The sequence below is a fragment of the Pseudomonas sp. BGI-2 genome, assembly GCF_004310295.1.
Lineage (GTDB): Bacteria > Pseudomonadota > Gammaproteobacteria > Pseudomonadales > Pseudomonadaceae > Aquipseudomonas.
The window spans coordinates 1-17,984 of record NZ_SISB01000069.1; the positions used below are offsets into that span (position 1 = coordinate 1).

General features: G+C 56.5%; 11 protein-coding genes, 1 rRNA gene and 1 pseudogene. 10 read left to right on the plus strand and 3 right to left on the minus strand.

All coding sequences use genetic code 11. The features are described from left to right. Nucleotides 1-42 precede the first annotated feature (42 nt). The 7 genes from rrf to EYC95_RS29120 all read left to right on the plus strand — a co-directional run bounded on the left by rrf (nucleotide 43) and on the right by EYC95_RS29120 (nucleotide 12,023). Nucleotides 43-158: ribosomal RNA gene (gene rrf / locus EYC95_RS29090) — 5S ribosomal RNA — on the plus strand. A gap of 154 nt (nucleotides 159-312) precedes the next feature. Next, complete coding sequence (gene recC, locus EYC95_RS29095) at nucleotides 313-3,765, plus strand: exodeoxyribonuclease V subunit gamma (protein ID WP_131063395.1); 3,453 nt, start codon at nucleotides 313-315, stop codon at nucleotides 3,763-3,765. Next, the gene (gene recB / locus EYC95_RS29100; protein ID WP_131063396.1) at nucleotides 3,762-7,451 is read left to right on the plus strand and encodes an exodeoxyribonuclease V subunit beta; all 3,690 of its coding nucleotides are present in this window, start codon (nucleotides 3,762-3,764) and stop codon (nucleotides 7,449-7,451) included. The genes recC and recB overlap by 4 nt, the downstream gene beginning before the upstream one ends. Next, nucleotides 7,448-9,556: an exodeoxyribonuclease V subunit alpha gene (recD, locus tag EYC95_RS29105; protein WP_131063397.1), complete on the plus strand. Its 2,109-nt coding sequence runs from the start codon at nucleotides 7,448-7,450 to the stop codon at nucleotides 9,554-9,556. Before recB ends, recD begins: the two co-directional genes overlap by 4 nt. Nucleotides 9,557-9,673: 117 nt before the next feature. Continuing rightward, a complete protein-coding gene (locus EYC95_RS29110; RefSeq protein WP_131063398.1) occupies nucleotides 9,674-10,249 on the plus strand; it encodes a YfiR family protein in 576 nt (191 codons plus the stop codon). Next, nucleotides 10,246-11,514, plus strand: a complete 1,269-nt coding sequence (locus EYC95_RS29115) for a diguanylate cyclase domain-containing protein (RefSeq protein WP_131063399.1) — start codon at nucleotides 10,246-10,248, stop codon at nucleotides 11,512-11,514. The genes EYC95_RS29110 and EYC95_RS29115 overlap by 4 nt, the downstream gene beginning before the upstream one ends. 5 nt (nucleotides 11,515-11,519) lie before the next feature. Then, nucleotides 11,520-12,023: an OmpA family protein gene (locus EYC95_RS29120; RefSeq protein ID WP_178083861.1), complete on the plus strand. Its 504-nt coding sequence runs from the start codon at nucleotides 11,520-11,522 to the stop codon at nucleotides 12,021-12,023. Here the strand turns inward: EYC95_RS29120 and EYC95_RS29125 are convergent. Further along, nucleotides 12,020-12,160, minus strand: a pseudogene (locus EYC95_RS29125) (LysR family transcriptional regulator); the annotation flags it as partial. The gene EYC95_RS29120 and the pseudogene EYC95_RS29125 sit on opposite strands and share 4 nt — an antisense overlap. Nucleotides 12,161-12,201: 41 nt before the next feature. Between EYC95_RS29125 and EYC95_RS29130 the strand changes: the two are divergent. After that, complete coding sequence (locus EYC95_RS29130; RefSeq protein ID WP_256657018.1) at nucleotides 12,202-13,686, plus strand: tyrosine-type recombinase/integrase; 1,485 nt, start codon at nucleotides 12,202-12,204, stop codon at nucleotides 13,684-13,686. A 144-nt stretch (nucleotides 13,687-13,830) separates the two neighbouring features. Here the strand turns inward: EYC95_RS29130 and EYC95_RS29135 are convergent, their stop codons facing one another. Both EYC95_RS29135 and EYC95_RS31135 read right to left on the minus strand, forming a co-directional pair. Then, entirely contained in the window at nucleotides 13,831-14,727 is an 897-nt protein-coding gene (locus tag EYC95_RS29135) for a hypothetical protein (protein ID WP_131063400.1), read from the minus strand. Beyond that, nucleotides 14,724-14,987, minus strand: a complete 264-nt coding sequence (locus EYC95_RS31135; protein ID WP_131063401.1) for a helix-turn-helix domain-containing protein — start codon at nucleotides 14,985-14,987, stop codon at nucleotides 14,724-14,726. The genes EYC95_RS29135 and EYC95_RS31135 overlap by 4 nt, the downstream gene beginning before the upstream one ends. Nucleotides 14,988-15,097: 110 nt before the next feature. Between EYC95_RS31135 and EYC95_RS29145 the strand changes: the two genes are divergently transcribed. Then, nucleotides 15,098-16,375 carry a site-specific DNA-methyltransferase gene (locus EYC95_RS29145; protein ID WP_256657019.1) on the plus strand — a complete coding sequence of 426 codons (1,278 nt, stop codon included), beginning with the start codon at nucleotides 15,098-15,100 and terminating at the stop codon, nucleotides 16,373-16,375. A 650-nt stretch (nucleotides 16,376-17,025) separates the two neighbouring features. After that, nucleotides 17,026-17,517, plus strand: coding sequence for a hypothetical protein (locus EYC95_RS29150; RefSeq protein WP_131063402.1), 492 nt, complete (start codon nucleotides 17,026-17,028; stop codon nucleotides 17,515-17,517). Nucleotides 17,518-17,984 lie beyond the last annotated feature (467 nt).

A 17,984-nucleotide genomic window follows, 5' to 3' on the forward strand; every position in this document is an offset into this window, starting at 1 on the left:
GAGCGTGAACCTGAAAAGGCCCACGACCTGGCTACCGAATTTCTTGACGACCATAGAGCATTGGAACCACCTGATCCCATCCCGAACTCAGCAGTGAAACGATGCATCGCCGATGGTAGTGTGGGGTCTCCCCATGTGAGAGTAGGTCATCGTCAAGATTAAATTCCGAAACCCCAATTGCGAAAGCAGTTGGGGTTTTGTTTTGTCCGCAGGAAAGTTCGTACAGCAACATCGGACGGGTCCCGGCTGTCACAGTCTCCCGACAATGCTAAGGTTCGGCCCTAGCTTTTGTATTTTCCCAAGGAAGCCCTTATGCCGGACGCGACGTCCCTCAGTGCTGGTTTTATGGTGGTTCACGGTAATCGCCTGGACGAGTTGCGTAGCCTAGTGGTCAGTTGGATGCGGCGCTACCCACTGGCTCCCTTGGAAAATGAAATCGCCTTGGTACAGAGTAACGGTATCGCCCAGTGGCTGAAGCTGGCTCTGGCCGAAGACCCGGAAGACGATGACATGGGCGGCTGCGGAATTGCGGCAGCGATCGACGTTCAACTCCCGGGCAGCTTCATGTGGCAGCTCTATCGCATGGTTCTTGGGCGTGATGAAATCCCGGTCAAATCCCTGCTCGACAAGGCCCCTCTGACCTGGCGTCTGATGCGTCTGTTTCCGCAACTGATCAATCAACCACATTTCGAACCGCTGCAACGCTTCCTTACCAACGACACCGATCTACGCAAGCGCTATCAGTTGTCTGAGCGGCTGGCGGACCTGTTCGACCAATACCAGGTATACCGGGCCGACTGGCTCGAAGACTGGGCAGAAGGTCGTCATCAATTGCGAAACGGCAGAGGCGAAGCCAAACCCCTTACCCCGGCCAACTGCTGGCAGGCAGAGTTATGGCGCGCTCTGTTGCTGGATGTGGGTGAGCAAGGCATGGCGCAAAGTCGTGCCGGTGTTCATCAACGGTTCATCGAACGTATCAACAGCCTCGACGTGGCACCCAGTGGTTTACCTTCTCGGGTGATCGTTTTCGGGATCTCCTCTCTCCCGGCACAAGCTCTGGAAGCTCTCGCCGGACTGGCGCGATTCAGCCAGGTTCTGCTTTGCGTACACAACCCATGTCGTCACCATTGGGCAGACATCGTCGCCGATAAAGACCTGCTGCGGCATCAATACAAGCGCCAGGCTCGCAAGAGCGGCATGCCTGTTGTGCTCGATCCGCAATCCCTTCACCAACATGCTCACCCGTTATTGGCGGCATGGGGCAAGCAGGGGCGGGACTACATCAATCTGCTCGACAGCTACGACGATCCAAACAGCTACCGCTCGGCATTTCGCGATGGGCGCATCGACTTGTTCAGCGATAGCCAGCCACAGAACATGCTCAACCAGCTGCAGGACGACATCCTTGAACTGCGCCCCCTGAACGAAACTCGCGAGCGCTGGCCGGCTATCGATCTGCATCAGGACGAGTCGATTCGTTTCCACATCGCCCATAGCGCCCAGCGGGAAGTGGAGATCCTCCACGATCAGTTGCTCGCACGCTTCAGTGCTGATCCAGACTTGAAGCCACGCGACGTGATCGTGATGGTCCCGGACATCGACAGCTACGCACCGCATATCCGTGCAGTATTCGGTCAACTTGATCGCTTCGATCCGCGCTTCATTCCCTTCACACTCGCGGATCAAGGCCAGCGCGGTCGCGATCCACTGCTGATTGCTGTCGAACATCTACTCAAGCTGCCCGACAGCCGCTTCCCCGTCAGCGAGATCCTCGATCTGCTGGATGTTCCTGCACTGCGCGCTCGCTTCGGTGTCGAGGAACGTGACCTGCCAACCCTGCACCGTTGGATCGAAGGCGCTGGTATTCGCTGGGGCATGAATGCCGAGCAGCGCGCGGGTTTGGGCTTGCCTGAGGAACTGGAGCAAAACAGTTGGCGTTTCGGTCTGCGCCGTATGCTGCTCGGTTATGCCGTCGGCAGCGCCACTGCCTGCGAAGGCATCGAGCCTTACGACGAGATCGGCGGTCTGGATGCTGCGCTTATCGGTCCTTTGGTCGCACTGCTGGATGCGTTGGAGATTGCCCACCAGGAACTGACTCAACCTGCCGCGCCCAAGCAATGGGGCATTCGGTTGCAAGCGTTGGTGCAGCTGTTCTTCCAGGCCAGTAATGAGCATGACGACTACTTGCTGGCCCAACTCGAAGAACTGCGGGAAACCTGGCTCGAGACTTGCGAGTCAGTGGGCTTGCTTGATGAGCTGCCGTTGACCGTGGTCCGCGAAGCCTGGCTGGCAGGCCTCGACCAGGGTCGCCTGTCCCAACGCTTTCTGGCCGGAGCGGTTAACTTCTGCACCTTGATGCCTATGCGAGCGATCCCGTTCAAACTGGTCTGCCTGCTCGGGATGAACGACGGAGATTACCCGCGAGCGCAACCGCCGCTGGACTTCGATCTTATGGGCAGCGATTACCGCCCGGGAGATCGTTCCCGGCGCGAAGATGACCGCTATCTCTTGTTGGAAGCCCTGTTGTCGGCACGTGACCAACTCTATATCAGTTGGGTTGGCCGCAGCATTCGGGACAATAGTGAGCGTCCCGCTTCGGTACTGATTGGCCAACTCCGCGATCACCTCGCAGGCGGCTGGCGATTACAAGCCGACAGTGAAAAGCTGCTTGAAGCCATGACTCAGGAACACCCACTGCAACCCTTCAGCGCCCGCTATTTTCATGAAGGTGATGACCTGTTCAGCTTCGCAAGTGAGTGGCAGGTGCTTCATCAGGCCGGTGAACAATCGGCTGATATCCAGGCCCTTGATGCCTATGTTCAAGATGAGCCGCTAAGCCTTGGTCAATTGCAGGATTTCCTGCGCAATCCCGTGCGACATTTTTTCAGTCAGCGACTCAAGGTGTTCTTCGAAGCGGCTGAAGCACCCTTGGCCGATGAAGAGCCGTTTGTACTCGATGCGCTCCAACGCTATAGCCTCAGTGACAGCTTGCTCGAAGCGGCACTCGAGCAACTGGATAACGCCGCTCATGCGCTTGAGGCCCAAGCAAAACGTCTGCAAAACAGCGGGCTCTTGCCCATGGCCGGTTTCGGCGAGTGCCTGCAGCGAGAGTTGATCGAGCCATTACCGGATCTGTTGCAGCGTTACCAACAGCTCCTGGCGTTGTGGCCGACACCGCTCACCAGTGCGGTGCCAGTCAACCTGGAACTGGAAGGTCTGCGCCTGGAAGGCTGGCTCAGTGGCCTGCATCAACGTGCGGACGGCGGCTTGCTGTCGGTCACCACGATTCCCAACAGCATCGGTTCGATCAAGACCCGCAAGTGGCATCGCCTGACGCGACCTTGGGTCAATCACTTGGTCGCTTGCGCCAGCGGCATGTCGATGACCACCGCGTTAGTGGCCAGTGACGACAGTCTGCTACTAGCCCCTTTGGAGGAGGGTGCAGCACGTCATGCCTTGAGTAACCTGTTGCAAGCCTGGCAAACGGGCATGTGCCAACCCCTTCCGATTGCCGTGAAAACCGCCTTCGCGTGGCTCTCTCAAACTGACCCGGCCAAAGCCGACGCCGCCGCCCGCAAGGCCTATGAAGGCGACGGTCAAACCACCGACGGCGAGCGCCGCGAAAGCCCGGCACTCGCCCGGCAGTTCGCCGATTACGATGCTCTGATTGCTGACGAGACCTTCCCCGATTGGTGCAATGCATTGTACAAACCGATGCTTGAAGCCCCCTGGCGTTCATTGACCAGCGAGGAGGCGCGCTCATGACCACGAAGACGCCGCTGGCCCTGGCATTCCCCCTGAGCGGCAGCCAGCTGATCGAAGCCAGCGCCGGTACTGGCAAGACCTTTACCATTTCCGCGTTGTACCTGCGTCTGGTCCTCGGTCACGGCGGTGAATCGAGTGGATTCGGACGTGAACTGTTGCCGCCGCAAATACTCGTTGTAACGTTTACTGATGCCGCGACCAAAGAGCTGCGCGAGCGTATTCGCACCCGTCTTGCCGAAGCGGCGCGATACTTTCGTGATGAGACCGAGGCACCCGACAGCCTCATCGCTGAATTGCGTGATCAGTACCTTCCCGAACAGTGGTCCGGCTGTGCAAACCGTCTGGACATTGCCGCGCAGTGGATGGATGAAGCCGCCGTCTCGACCATCCACAGTTGGTGCCAGCGCATGTTGCGCGAGCACGCGTTTGACAGTGGCAGCCTGTTCACCCAGACCCTGGAAACCGATCACAGTGATTTGCTGGGCGAGGTCCTGCGCGATTACTGGCGGCTCTTCTGCTACCCGATGCAGGGTGATGCGCTGAGCTGGGTGCGGGGTAATTGGGGTGGGCCGGCGGCGTTATTGCCGCGCGTACGCAGTTTGTTCGCCAGCGAGCGTGACAGCGTTGAAGGTAAAGAGCCTGCAGAGCTGATCACCGAGTGCTTGCAGGAACGACGAATAGCCTTGCTTGAACTCAAGATGCCATGGCGCCAATGGGCGGATGAACTGCTTGCCATCTGTCACCAAGGTGTTGCGAGCAAAAGCGTCGACGGTCGAAAGATGCAGGCCCGTTACTTCGAACCCTGGTTCGAAAAACTGAAAGTCTGGGCCGAAGATGAGTCCCTCGAGCAGCTGGATATTGGCACGGGCTTCACTCGTCTGACGCCTGACGGCATGGCCGAAGCCTGGAAGGGCGACGCCCCCAGTCATCCGGGGCTGGACGCCATGCCCGGCCTCAAAACCAGTCTCGACGGATTACCGACCCCCGACGCTGCCGTTCTGCAACATGCCGCTCAGTGGGTTGGCGCACGGTTCGAGGAAGAAAAACGTCGCCGTGCGGAGATGGGCTTCGATGACATGCTGCTGCGCCTTGATGCGGCTTTGCAATCCGATGGCGGTGAACGCTTGGCGACCCTGATTCGCGAGCAGTTTCCGGTGGCGCTGATCGATGAGTTCCAGGACACCGATCCGGTGCAGTACCGGATTTTTGAAAGCATCTATCGCATCGAAGACAACAATCCCGAATGCGGGCTGTTTCTGATCGGCGACCCCAAGCAAGCGATCTACGCGTTCCGCGGCGCCGACATCTACACCTACTTGCGCGCCCGTCAGGCCACCGCTGGCCGTCTGCATACCCTGGGTACGAATTTCCGTTCCAGCCATGGCATGGTCAGAGCGGTTAACCATGTGTTCGAGCGCGCAGAGTCTCGTGAGCAGGGACGAGGTGCGTTCCTCTTCCGTGAAAAGAACGGTGAGAACCCGGTGCCGTTTCTGCCCGTCGAATCCCAAGGGCGCAAAGAAGTTCTGCACATCGATGGCCAGGTCGTGCCCGCCCTGAACATCTGGCACCTGTCTGCCGATCAGCCACTGTCCGGCGCGGAGTACCGACAAAAACTAGCCGCTGCTTGCGCCAGTGAAATCACTGCATTACTCAATGGCGGCCAAGAAGGTCGGGTAGGTTTCACAGAGAAGGACAAAGACTTCAGAGGCCTGCTGCCAGCGGACATCGCGATCCTGGTTCGCGACGGCAAAGAAGCCCAGGCCGTACGCGGCGAACTGTCTGCACGCGGTGTGCGTAGCGTTTACCTGTCGGACAAGGATTCGGTGTTCGCCGCTCAAGAAGCCCACGACCTGCTGACCTGGCTCAAAGCTTGCGCCGAGCCGGATGTCGAGCGGCCGCTGCGAGCCGCGCTGGCCAGCATCACGCTGAACCTGTCCCTGGCGGAGCTGGAGCGGCTGAACCAGGACGAGCTGGCTTGGGAGGCGCGGGTCATGCAGTTCCGCGGTTATCGCGAGCTGTGGCGCAAGCAAGGCGTGCTGCCAATGCTGCGGCGCTTGCTGCATGACTTCCAGTTACCTCGATCACTGATCGTGCGCAGCGACGGCGAACGTGTACTGACCAACTTGCTGCACCTGTCCGAATTGCTGCAACAGGCCGCTGCCGAGCTCGATGGCGAGCAAGCGTTGATTCGTCATTTGTCCGAGCATCTGGCGTTGTCCGGTCAGGCTGGCGAAGAACAGATCCTGCGTCTGGAAAGCGACGAGCAACTGGTCAAGGTCGTGACCATTCACAAGTCCAAGGGGCTTGAGTATCCCTTGGTATTTCTGCCGTTCATCTGCTCGGCAAAACCCGTGGATGGCAGCCGTTTGCCGCTGCATTATCACGATGCAAACGGCAAGGCGCAGGTGACCTTGAAGCCGACGGTCGAGTTGATCGCACTGGCCGATGATGAACGTCTGGCCGAGGATCTGCGTTTGCTCTATGTCGCCCTGACCCGGGCGCAACATGCCTGCTGGCTCGGTGTAACTGATCTCAAGCGCGGCAATAACAGCAGCTCGGTGCTGCACCTTTCTGCGTTGGGTTACTTGCTGGGCGGCGGAGCCTCACTGGCCGAGTCCGCAGGGCTGAAGCGTTGGCTCGAAGACCTCCAACAGGACTGCCCGGCACTTCTATACGGTGATATGCCGCAAGCAACGGCCGAGCATTACCATCCCCCACGCAATGACGCGAGGTTGCTTGCGCCGCTGATACCCAAGCGCAAGGCCAGCGAAAACTGGTGGATCGCCTCGTACAGTGCCTTGCGCATCGGCGACAGTCTGAGCGTTGGCAGTGACGAAGCCCCGGAGAACCCGCAAGCGCAAAAGCTCTTTGACGACGAACGTCTCGATCCGGAGGCACCACGAGAAGTGGCCGCCGGTGGTGCCGATATCCATCGATTCCCCCGCGGCCCTAACCCCGGCACCTTTCTTCATGGTTTGCTGGAATGGGCTGGGGATGAAGGTTTTTCTGCCGCTCCGCAAGTCGTGGAAGACGCCATTGCCCGTCGCTGCAATCGCCGTGGCTGGGAAGGCTGGATCACCACGCTGAGCGATTGGCTGCAACACTTGCTCAAGTCCTCGTTGCACCTCGGCGAGGGGCAAGCTCCGGTCGTATTCCAGCAGCTCACCCAATACCGCGTCGAAATGGAATTCTGGTTCGCCAGTCATAAAGTCGACGTGCTCAAACTTGATGAACTGGTGCGCAAACATACCCACAACGGCGTCGCCCGGGTGGCCGCTGAACCGGTATTGCTCAACGGCATGTTCAAGGGCTTCATCGACCTGACGTTCGAGCACGACGGCCGATATTACGTCGCCGACTACAAATCCAACTGGCTGGGGCCCGATGACGCGGCTTACACCGAACAGGCCATGGAACAGTCGATTCTCGACAATCGTTACGACCTGCAATACGTGTTGTACCTGCTGGCCCTGCATCGCCAGCTCAAGGCGCGGCTTGCCGACTACGATTACGACCAACATGTCGGTGGCGCGCTGTACCTGTTCTTGCGCGGCACGCGGGCATCCACCCAAGGCGTGTATTTCGCCCGTCCACCCAGAGAGCTGATCGAGCATCTGGATCGTCTATTTCAGGGCAAAGCAGAACCGAAGGCCGAACCCGCCTGGGAACAGGGAGTACTGCTATGAGTCGCACCTTCGCCGATTTGCTGCCCACGCCATTGGCAGCCGAAAGCCTGGCGGATCTGGCGCCCCTGAGTCGCGCCGATGATTTGTTGCTGTTGCTGACGCGCTGGGTGGCGCGTGGCTGGCTGCGAGCGCTGGACAAGGCCTTCGTGGCCTTCCTCCACGAACTGGCTCCTGACGATGATCCGTTGGTGTTGCTCGCCGCCGCATTGACCAGTCACCAACTGGGTCACGGCCATGTCTGCCTGGACCTGTTCGAGACGCTCAAAGCGCCGGATTTCGCCCTATCGTTGCCACCCGAAGGCGATCTGCTAAGTGGCGCGATGTTGTTGCCGTCGCAATTGCTTGAAGCGCTGGACGGCGCCCATTGGTGCAGGGTCCTGGCGTCCAGCCGTCTCGTGGCGCTGGCCGTCGATGGTCGTGAGGATGCGCAATCCCGGCCGTTGGTTTTATCGGGCAAGCGCCTGTACCTGCGCCGCTATTGGGTTTACGAACGACGCATCGACAACGCCCTGCGCCTGCGCTTGGCTGAACAGGAAACAACGCCGAATGATTTACTCCAACGCCTGACAGGTTTGTTCGGTCCAGCCCAATCCGGCGAGGTGATCGACTGGCAAAAGCTCGCTTGTGCCCTGGCTACCCGTAGTGCATTCAGTATCGTCACCGGCGGCCCAGGGACCGGCAAGACCACCACGGTCGTGCGGTTGCTGGCATTGCTCCAGGCCCCGGCAGTGGAGGCCGGTAAACCATTGCGCATCCGTCTTGCCGCACCCACGGGCAAAGCGGCAGCACGACTGACTGAGTCCATCAGCCAGCAAGTTCGGACGCTGGAAGTCGCAGAAACCGTAAGAGAAAAAATCCCGTCTGACGTCACCACCGTTCACCGGTTGCTTGGCAGTCGCCCCGGTACCCGGCACTTCCGTCACCATGCCGGTAATCGTTTGCCGCTGGATGTACTGGTGGTGGACGAAGCCTCGATGATCGACCTGGAAATGATGGCCAACCTGCTCGACGCGATGCCGGCCCATGCCCGGCTGGTGTTGCTCGGTGACAAGGACCAGTTGGCATCGGTGGAGGCCGGCGCCGTACTGGGTGATCTTTGCCGCGACGCCGAGGCTGGTTGGTACAGCCCGCAAACCCGCCAGTGGCTGGAAACAGTCAGCGGTGAAAGCCTGGAGGCCAGCGGTTTACAGGAAGACGTTAGCGGAACTCACCCCTTGGCCCAGCAAGTGGTGATGTTGCGCCACTCACGTCGGTTCGGTGAGGGCAGCGGCATTGGCCAGTTGGCCCGATGGGTTAACCAGCAGCAGCCGGAGGAAGCCCGCAAGTTGCTGACTGCTCGAAGTCACGACGATGTGTTTTCCCTGGCCCTCAAGGGCGAGCAAGACCGGACGCTGGAACGCTTGCTGCTCGAAGGCCATGGCGGCGGACCGCAAGGTTATCGCCACTACTTGAGCCTTCTTCGCAACCAGCGGCCACCGCTCGACAGCCTGCTCGAAGATTCCCGCTGGACCGATTGGGCGCGTCAGGTGTTGCAAGCCTTCGACGCCTTTCAATTGTTATGCGCCGTACGCAAAGGGCCGTGGGGCGTGGAGGGGTTGAATCAACGTGTGACTGCCGCTTTGCTCAAGGCTCGACTGATCGACAGCGACCAGCAGTGGTACGAAGGCCGACCCGTATTGATGACGCGTAATGACTATGGCCTCGGTTTGATGAACGGCGACATCGGCATTGCTCTCAAACTGCCGGAACGTGACGGGCCTCTAGCAGGGAAGCACGTGCTGCGTGTCGCGTTCCCGCGCAACGATGGCCAGGGTGGCGTGCGATTCGTTCTACCCAGTCGATTGAATGATGTCGAAACGGTTTACGCCATGACCGTCCACAAGTCCCAGGGCTCGGAGTTTGCCCATACGGCATTGATGCTGCCGGATGCCCTGAACCCTGTACTCACCAAGGAATTGATCTACACCGGGATCACCCGGGCCAAGAACTGGTTCACCCTGATCGAACCTCGTGCCGGGGTGTTTGAGGAGGCTGTGCGGCGTAAGGTCAAGCGCTTGAGCGGGTTGATGCTGGAGTTGGACGATGGGATCGAACCGAGCCAATGAAAGGGAGGCACTGAACGACGGAAACTGTCCGAAGTGCCTTAGTGCCCAGCCTCGCTGGGGTTTAAACGCTATGTTATCGTTGCGGCATCATTTCGTAATATCGAAGAGAATCCCTGCATGAAGGTGGCTGTCTGGACGACAGGGCGCGTCGTTGGCTGCAAGCAGGTGCTGCTCGCGGGACTTCTCTGCTTGCTGAACGGTGCTGTGCTCGCTCAATCGGAAACTCCGGTGAGCATGGCCGACCAACGCGCCAGATCGGTCACCCAGGTCGTCCTCGGGATTCTCAGTTACGCACGCTGGCCTGTTGAGCCTGCGCAACTGCGCCTGTGTGTGGTCGGCCCCACCGAATACACCGACGACCTGGTCAAGGGCACGACCCAGGCCACTGGCCGGCCGGTCACCGTGCGACGGCTGTTGGCCGACAACCCGTCGATTGTCGGTGAATGCGATGCGGTGTACATCGGCACATTGACCGGCGACGAGCGCAGCCAACTCTTCGCTTCGCTGACAGGGCGTCCGGTCCTGAGCATCAGCGAAAGCGATGATCAATGCACCGTCGGTAGCCTGTTTTGCCTCAGGGTCACTGATGATCAGGTGTCTTTCGAGGTCAACCTCGACTCCGTCGCCCGTAGCGGTGTGCGCATTCACCCCAGCGTGCTGCAATTGTCCCGCCGCAAGTCGGCGGCACCATGAGTCTATTCAAACCGGGTAGTCGCCCAACCTTGCGCTCGGTCATCGGCCGCGGGCACTTGATCGTTGCCCTGGTAGGCGTGGCCATGGCCAGCATCTCGCTGACACTGCTGGGTGTGTTGGCGTTGCGGGTGTATGCCGACCACAACCTGCACTTGATCGCGCGTTCAATCAACTACACGGTGGAAGCCGCGGTGGTGTTCAACGACAAAGCAGCGGCCACTGAGGCGCTGGCATTGATCGCCTCCACTGAAGAAGTCGCGGACGCTAAGGTGCTGGATGACAAAGGCCGGTTACTGGCGCGTTGGCAGCGACCGGAAACCGGGCTGTTCTCCGATTTTGAAGTGCAGATTGCCAAAACCTTTCTGGAAAAACCCATCGACATGCCGATCGTCCATCAAGGGCGGGAAATCGGCAGCATCCAGCTCACCGGTCATGGTGGCAGCTTGATGCGCTTTCTGCTCAGTGGCCTGATAGGCATTATTCTGTGCACGGCCATCAGCGCCTGGGTCGCACTCTATCTGGCGCGCCGACAACTTCGCGGGATCACGGGGCCTCTGCGCAGCCTGGCCGCCGTAGCCCACGCCGTTCGCAGCGATCGAGCATTCGACCGGCGCGTACCGCCCGCCGACATTGCCGAACTCGACAATTTTGGCAACGACTTCAATGCCTTGCTCGATGAGCTCGAGTCCTGGCAAACCCACCTGCAAAGCGAAAACGAAACCCTGGCGCACCAGGCCAGCCACGACAGCCTCACCGGGTTGCCAAACCGGGCGTTCTTCGAAGGCCGTCTGATTCGTGCGCTGCGCAATGCCCATAAGCTCAATGAGCGCGTGGCCGTGCTGTTTCTCGACAGCGACCGATTCAAGGAAATCAATGACAGCTACGGTCATGCCGCCGGCGATGCCGTGCTGGTTGCAGTGGCCAGCAGGGTTCGGGCGCAGTTGCGCGAAGAGGATCTGGTGGCCCGTCTGGGCGGCGATGAATTTGCGGTGCTGCTGACGCCGCTGCACAAAACCGAGGACGCCGAGCGGATTGCTGACAAGATCCTCGCCAGCATGGAACTGCCGATCCCGCTGCCGGGTAATACCCAGGTCTCGACTTCACTCAGTATCGGTATTGCCGTGTACCCGGATCATGGCGCCACACCGGGCGCATTGCTCAATGCCGCCGACGCAGCGATGTACCAGGCCAAGCGCCTTTCCCGAGGTGCACAACACACGTCCGGGTCGGAGCACCCGATCGCCCACGTTCAAATCAGGAGCTAATAGTTGTGTTCTTAATCACCCAGCGTTCCCTGCGATTTTTCTCGATCACCTTGTTCATGGCCGTACTGGCATTGACCGGATGCCAGACCGCACCGCAAAAGGGCCTGACCCCGGCGCAAATCGCTGTACTCAAACAGCAAGGTTTTGAACTGACCGATGAGGGTTGGGCGTTTGGTTTATCCGGCAAAGTGTTGTTTGGCAGTGACGACGACAGCCTCAACACCGCCAGTACCGAGATCGTCCAAAAAATCGGCAAGGCATTGCTCGGTGTAGGCATCGAGCGAGTGCGGGTCGACGGTCACACCGATGCCTCGGGCAAAGAGTCCTACAACGAACAACTCTCCCTGCGTCGCGCGAAAAGCGTCGGCAAGGTCCTGACCACGGTCGGAATGAAAGAAGAAAATATTCAGCAGCGCGGTCTCGGCAGCAGTCAGCCGGTGACGTCGAACACCACAGCGGCTGGCCGCACCGAGAACCGCCGAGTATCGATCGTGGTGAGCGCCGACTAATCGGCGAACAGCATCTCCCGGCTTTCACCCATCAACAAACCCTGATTCTGCTCAGTGACGGCGCGGATGTAATCCCACAACAGGGTAATCCGCTTGAGCTTGCGCAGGTCCTCCCGGCAGTACATCCAGAACTGGAAGGAAAGAAAGGTTAACCCAATGAATACGGGGGCTAACCGCCATGAACATCCTTGCAGAGCATCGTCCTGTCACAAGTGCTGTCACAAGTTTTGCCGTTCATCTGAGGCCGACTACACGGCTCGCTAAGCTCTACCACTATCGACGCAACGGCATTTATTATCTGCGCCTCCGCGAAACCGGCAGCACTACCCGAACTGCGTCCGTTTCCCTCAAGACCTCTGATAGAAGAGCCGCTATGGACGCTTCACACCGCCTCGCAGAAACCCTCAAGGCATTCCATTTGGATCATCCGCAAGCCACCTTTAGTGAACCTCGCGAACATCTGCTGTGGCTCGCTGAGAACCTGCTGTCGTCCGCTCATGACGTCCATTCTTTGCGCGATTGGGGCGACCTTTACGAAGACGTATGGACAAACCTCGCCGAAATAGCCGCCACGATGCCGCTCAGTGTCGATCAGCATGAGCATGTAATGAGGGCAAAACAGGTGATGGCTGCTGCTCAGGCACGACTACAAGGCGACTCCGTACCATTGGTGAAGATCATTCGGGACCTTGAGGGCGACCATGGGCAAATGGGGGAGAGTATCCCTGCGTCCCTATCTGTATTAGCGTCGCCGCCGATGACCTTTGAGACCCTCTCGGGGCTCTATCTGGCAGACCGTGGGCAAGACCAGAAGGATTCGACACTCAAGGAAACCAAGCTGTGTCATAAAACGCTGTCAACGCAACTGGGCGACCTGGACCTACGGAAACACTCAAGGGCAGACCTCGTAGCCATGCGAGATCGCCTACATGCAACTCGGGCAGCATCCACAGTCAATAAGTTGATCGTGAAGCTGTCAGCTGTGTTCGCGTGGGCTGTCGAGAATGGTCATCTGGTCAAAACATACGACAAGAAGCTGAAGCTGACCAAGGGCCTTGAGTCGACTCGTAAGGCGTTCTCACAGGCTCAAGTGGCCAAGGTGATGGATTACGCAAGCAACCTCCCTGCGACCTCGTGGAAGCGCTGGTTGCTAAGTCTTGGGGTTATCACTGGTGGGCGCCTCAACGAAATCTCTCAGCTAACCACGAGCGACATTCAGACCCTTGAGTCGGGAGTCGTTGCTATCCACATCAATGAGGCTGGAGAAGGGAAGTCCATTAAGAACAAGCGCAGTGAGCGATTGGTGCCGTTGACTGATGGCGCCTATGGGTTCGATCTTGCGGCCTTCTTACGTTATGTCGAGTCCTGCAAACTCAGCGGGTCAGAGAGATTGGCGCAGATCGGGTACAAGACAGCGGGGGATTGGGCGAACCGCCAAGCGATCCCAGAGGCCCTCGGGGAATCTTTTGGACCCGGTCTGGTATTTCATTCGTTGCCACACTCATTGGCTTCGTTAATGCAGGCCCGAGGAGTACCGACTACCTATGCGCAAGCTCTGATGGGGCATGCTTCGGGCACGATTACCTTCGATACCTACGGCGCTGGGGTCCCCGTGGATGCTCTTGCTAAGATGCTGGCAGCGCTATTAACAAGCAAACCATGATGTAGCCGAATCGAGCCTATAGAAGGGGTTGATAAGTCTTCCAGTCGTTGATTTTTTTGTTCAAGAAAGTTTTGTCTGAAAAATGCAATCCCGACTGTACCGGTCAATACACGTCGGGACCTTTCAGATGATCTTATTTTAGATTTAGAAGATCCCTGCTGGGCGAAGGATTTCCTCCCCGTCTTCTCCAATGAATACGTCAAAACATCCCGTGTTATCTTTTGTGCCAGTCGGTCGTAGGCTGTAAAGCAATCCTCCTCTACCCAAGAACTGCGCTTGGCTGTCAAATCCGTCCGGCGCAAAACCAACGCAAAGCAATGGTAGTGAGACCTGCCCTAAGTAATTGCGCTGGCGTAGTTCCTGAAAAGACCCATTCCGATTAGATACTGGCCAAATTCTTGTGGCGGAAGTTGATTTGTCAGTGCTTGTCACAAAAACGCCAGCATCAATGTGGCCTTCTTGGAATAGGACAAATAATTTATTAAGGGCTCGAAATGAACTCGCGACGTTACCTGTTTCAAATTCCACGCCTAATCTAAATAGTGCATCCACCGGTACGCTTTCAAAAAGCTCTATTGCCTCTGGCGGCAGATGGCTAATATCGTAAAAAGCATTCTGTACATACATTCCATAAAACATGGGGAACAGAGTGTAAATAGCACTCTCTGGAAGGTTCTTCTGGACGATGTAGTCGTGAAGTACCTCAAGTAGTTTGTTTTTGTCTTTAACTCGATAGCCAATGCCTGTGTATTGCTGAACAATCATGCCGTCAATGTCTTGGCCTGCAATATTCGTTTCACCTCGGCAGCCCGGTATTTGCGATAAGTTACGCTGAAATTGGCTTGAAATAAAATTGGCCGAGTTCATTACGCAAGCTGTAACATTGCTGTTCCGCTGTCTTCTGAAATGAAGCGTGTCATTTACAATAAAACCTGCCGGTGACGTCCTTATGCTGTTCAGACAGTTTGAGATGATTTCAAAGGCGCGATCTCGGATCATGTCAGGAATAAACTGACCATCATGCTCGATATTTATTCTCATGATGGTGTGTTCCCAACCAAATGGGTTACTAACGGGCCTGGATCGACTTTGAAGTACTCGCATATCTCAATAAGTCTGGCAATCGACAATCTGCTCTGGCCGCTTTCCACTCTGCCATAGTGTCTACGATCCACACCTATCGCGGTGGCGACATCATCTTGGCTTTTTCCCGCACTGTTTCTGCATTGGCGGAGTTGTGCTCCAAGCACTTGGTAAATCCACTTCGCTCTGACCCGATCCATTTCAAGCTCCCAGCACATTCAAGGTGTTAGCAAGCTATCACTGGATGGTCAGAACTCGAGGGACCTATAAGTCCCATAATGTGTTACCTTGAGCCAATCGGCTGCCAGGTGTGTGGTAGAATTTGGCGATGGTGATTATGCAAACGAACCTTAAGAGAGACTTAATGGGATATTCAAACCAATTTTTTCAGGCATTAGGTGTTGACTCCAATTCCTCAAAAGAAATTAAGGTTGCTGCTGCAAAAGCGGGTATTCCCGTGGCTCGCTTCAATCACTACAACAAAACTAATACTTTGCCGTCAGGTGAAGACCTGAGGCTCATTCAGAACGCTTTTGGAGTTTCTGAGCTTGAGCTTAAGTTGAAAATAGGTCGGATTGACCGGTCGACGATTGAACTTATTCAGCAGTACTCGGAACAGGTGCTTGGCGTGATAGGTCGGGCTGAAGATGTTGCGGACGCTGGCCCTGAAAAGATGGAGCCCGTGTTTAGTTCGCCGTTTGGCAGTTTGTATCAACAAGACTGTCTGCAATTTTTGAAGACCGTGGAGAGCGATTCGGTTGATCTCGTGTTTGCTGATCCGCCGTTTAATTTGGATAAGCTGTATCCTTCCAATATGGATGACAACATCAAGGAGGAGGAGTATTTAAGTTGGACCGAGAGCTGGCTTAAAGAAAGCATTCGAGTGTTAAAGCAGGGTGGGGCACTATTTATATGGAATCTACCACTTTGGAATAGCAATATCAGCTCGTTTCTGCATGGCCGTTTGACGTTTAAGCACTGGATTGCTGTTGATATCAAATATAGTCTGCCGATACAAGGGAGGCTTTACCCTTCGCATTATTCGTTGTTGTATTTCGTTAAAGGTGAGAAAGGAAACAAATTGGTTGCGGATAGGCTGCCAACACCAACCTGTCCAAGCTGCTTTGACAACCTAAAAGACTATGGCGGATATAAGCATAAAATGAATCCGCAGGGAGTCAGTTTGACCGACGTGTGGACAGACACTCCTCCGGTTCGACATGCGAAATATAAAAAACGAACGGGCGCAAATGAACTGCCCGTGAAGCTATTGGATAGGGTAATAGAAATGTCTACCAATGAGGGGGACCTGGTTCTCGACCCCTTCGGCGGTTCAGGCACCACATTTGTAGTTGCTGAATTGAAGGGGCGGCGTTGGGTTGGGTGTGAGATTGGGCCCTGTGAAGATATTGTTAATCGATTTGATAGTATTCAGGATGATAAAGCTAATCTGGATTCGATTCGCTCCAATTTGAATTACCTGTATACGCCAATCATAAAAAAAGAAAGGGAAGCCCGAGGACTTTGGACTGCGGAATCTGTCGCGAGAAATAATATTGAACCTAAGCCGTATGTGAAGGATGTACCGGAATTCAAGTTGATTTGAAGCGAGGGTTTGGTGGCTGCCTCTGAGCCTTTCACTGCGGGGTCACTGAGAGGTCTTTATGGCCTCCGTTTGCAGCAAGTTGCCAAGACCGCCAATTATAACGATGAGAGATCCAGCAACCCGATTGTACTGAAGATCGTGGTGCTCGTAGCGCGCTCCTACGTGAAATCTGATTGGCTCGCAGGGGCAGCGGGGCCGTTTCTTTCACGTAGGAGCTTGATAATTCACTCGTACAGTTCGGTCTTTCGTCCTCTCTGGCCTCCTCAGATCATCGAAATCGCACGTTCGCCACTCTTCTAAGACATAACATTAGTCACTGGGTGTGGTTACTGGAGCGCTGTAAAACCCCTCACTGTTGCCACCACACAACACGAGAGGCGCCCATGACCAGCATTCCACTCAACCTGACACTCCGCCACGGCGATCTCGAACCGGGGACATTCACCGCACCGGTCCGATTACAGGCGAGATCATCACCCGCAAACCGATGGTCCGCCGCCAGGACCCAAGAGACAAGCAAAGGCCTGCCAGGACAGCGAGTACACCATGCGTACCGCTCAGCGCATTGCCAGGGCAGCTGCACAAAATCTCACTGCAAGGTAATGTTTGGATTCCCCCGCACTGCCACCAATCCAAACCAAGGAGATATTATGTTTTCGTACCACATCCAAGACCTGACCAGCGCTCTTGAGCAGCTTGAATCCCTGCGTAACTCGCTTGACTACATCCGGGCTACCACCGCGCGTTCCGGCCTCGCAGAGACCGTCCGAGATTTTCAAGGAAAGGCTTCCGCACTGCGGGAAGAGCTTGAGGACTCCATTGCTGCCCACTCGGGGAATCTCCTGACACTAATTGCTGAAGAAGTGGAGGCTGCTGAAATTGCTCGCGGGGAAGGTGATGAGGGTGTCGTTTGCACGCTTGGTGAGCTGCGCAGACAAGGCGAGAACAAGGAGCCTATAGCTCTGGATAGAGACCTCCGGGTGTTGCACAAAACCTGGGAAGAGTCGCTCTCCTCCGAAGGTCTGGAAAGCCGTTTAGCCGAGGCAAAGTTTGCAAGCGAATTCGGCCTTCAAGCGGCAGCGGTGTTGACTAAGTATCACGAGGAAATCAAAAAGCGCGCGGAGTCCCATCGCTTCGCTTAGGTCAACGTCCTCGACGTATAGGGGTCAGTCTTCTCGGGCACACTGTTTGCCTTTCCTGCTGCCTAAGATGCTCTCCTCGCTGGAAAACTGTGAGCGCTCGAACGGTAACAATCGAAGAGGCTCGCCCCGGTGCGCGCCCATGTTGGGATCTTGAGTTCATGTCTACCGTAGACATCGTGTCGAACGGCAAGATCATCGTGAGCTAACTGCTGATGGTCTACAGGCCAAGGCTGTGGCGTTTTCGATGACCACCCGCATCGCCCTGATAGCTTAATCGAACAGCACCCCTTAAGCCGACCGTAGAATTAAAAACCCTCACTATGGTTAACGTAAAGCTGGATGTAGTGGTCTAATTTCCCCGGACACCTCGATAGGTGGAAAATGCATCTATCGAGGAGATTTTCATGACCGACAAACGCAGAACATTCGACGACAGCTTCAAGCTGGAAGTCGTGAAGATGATCAAG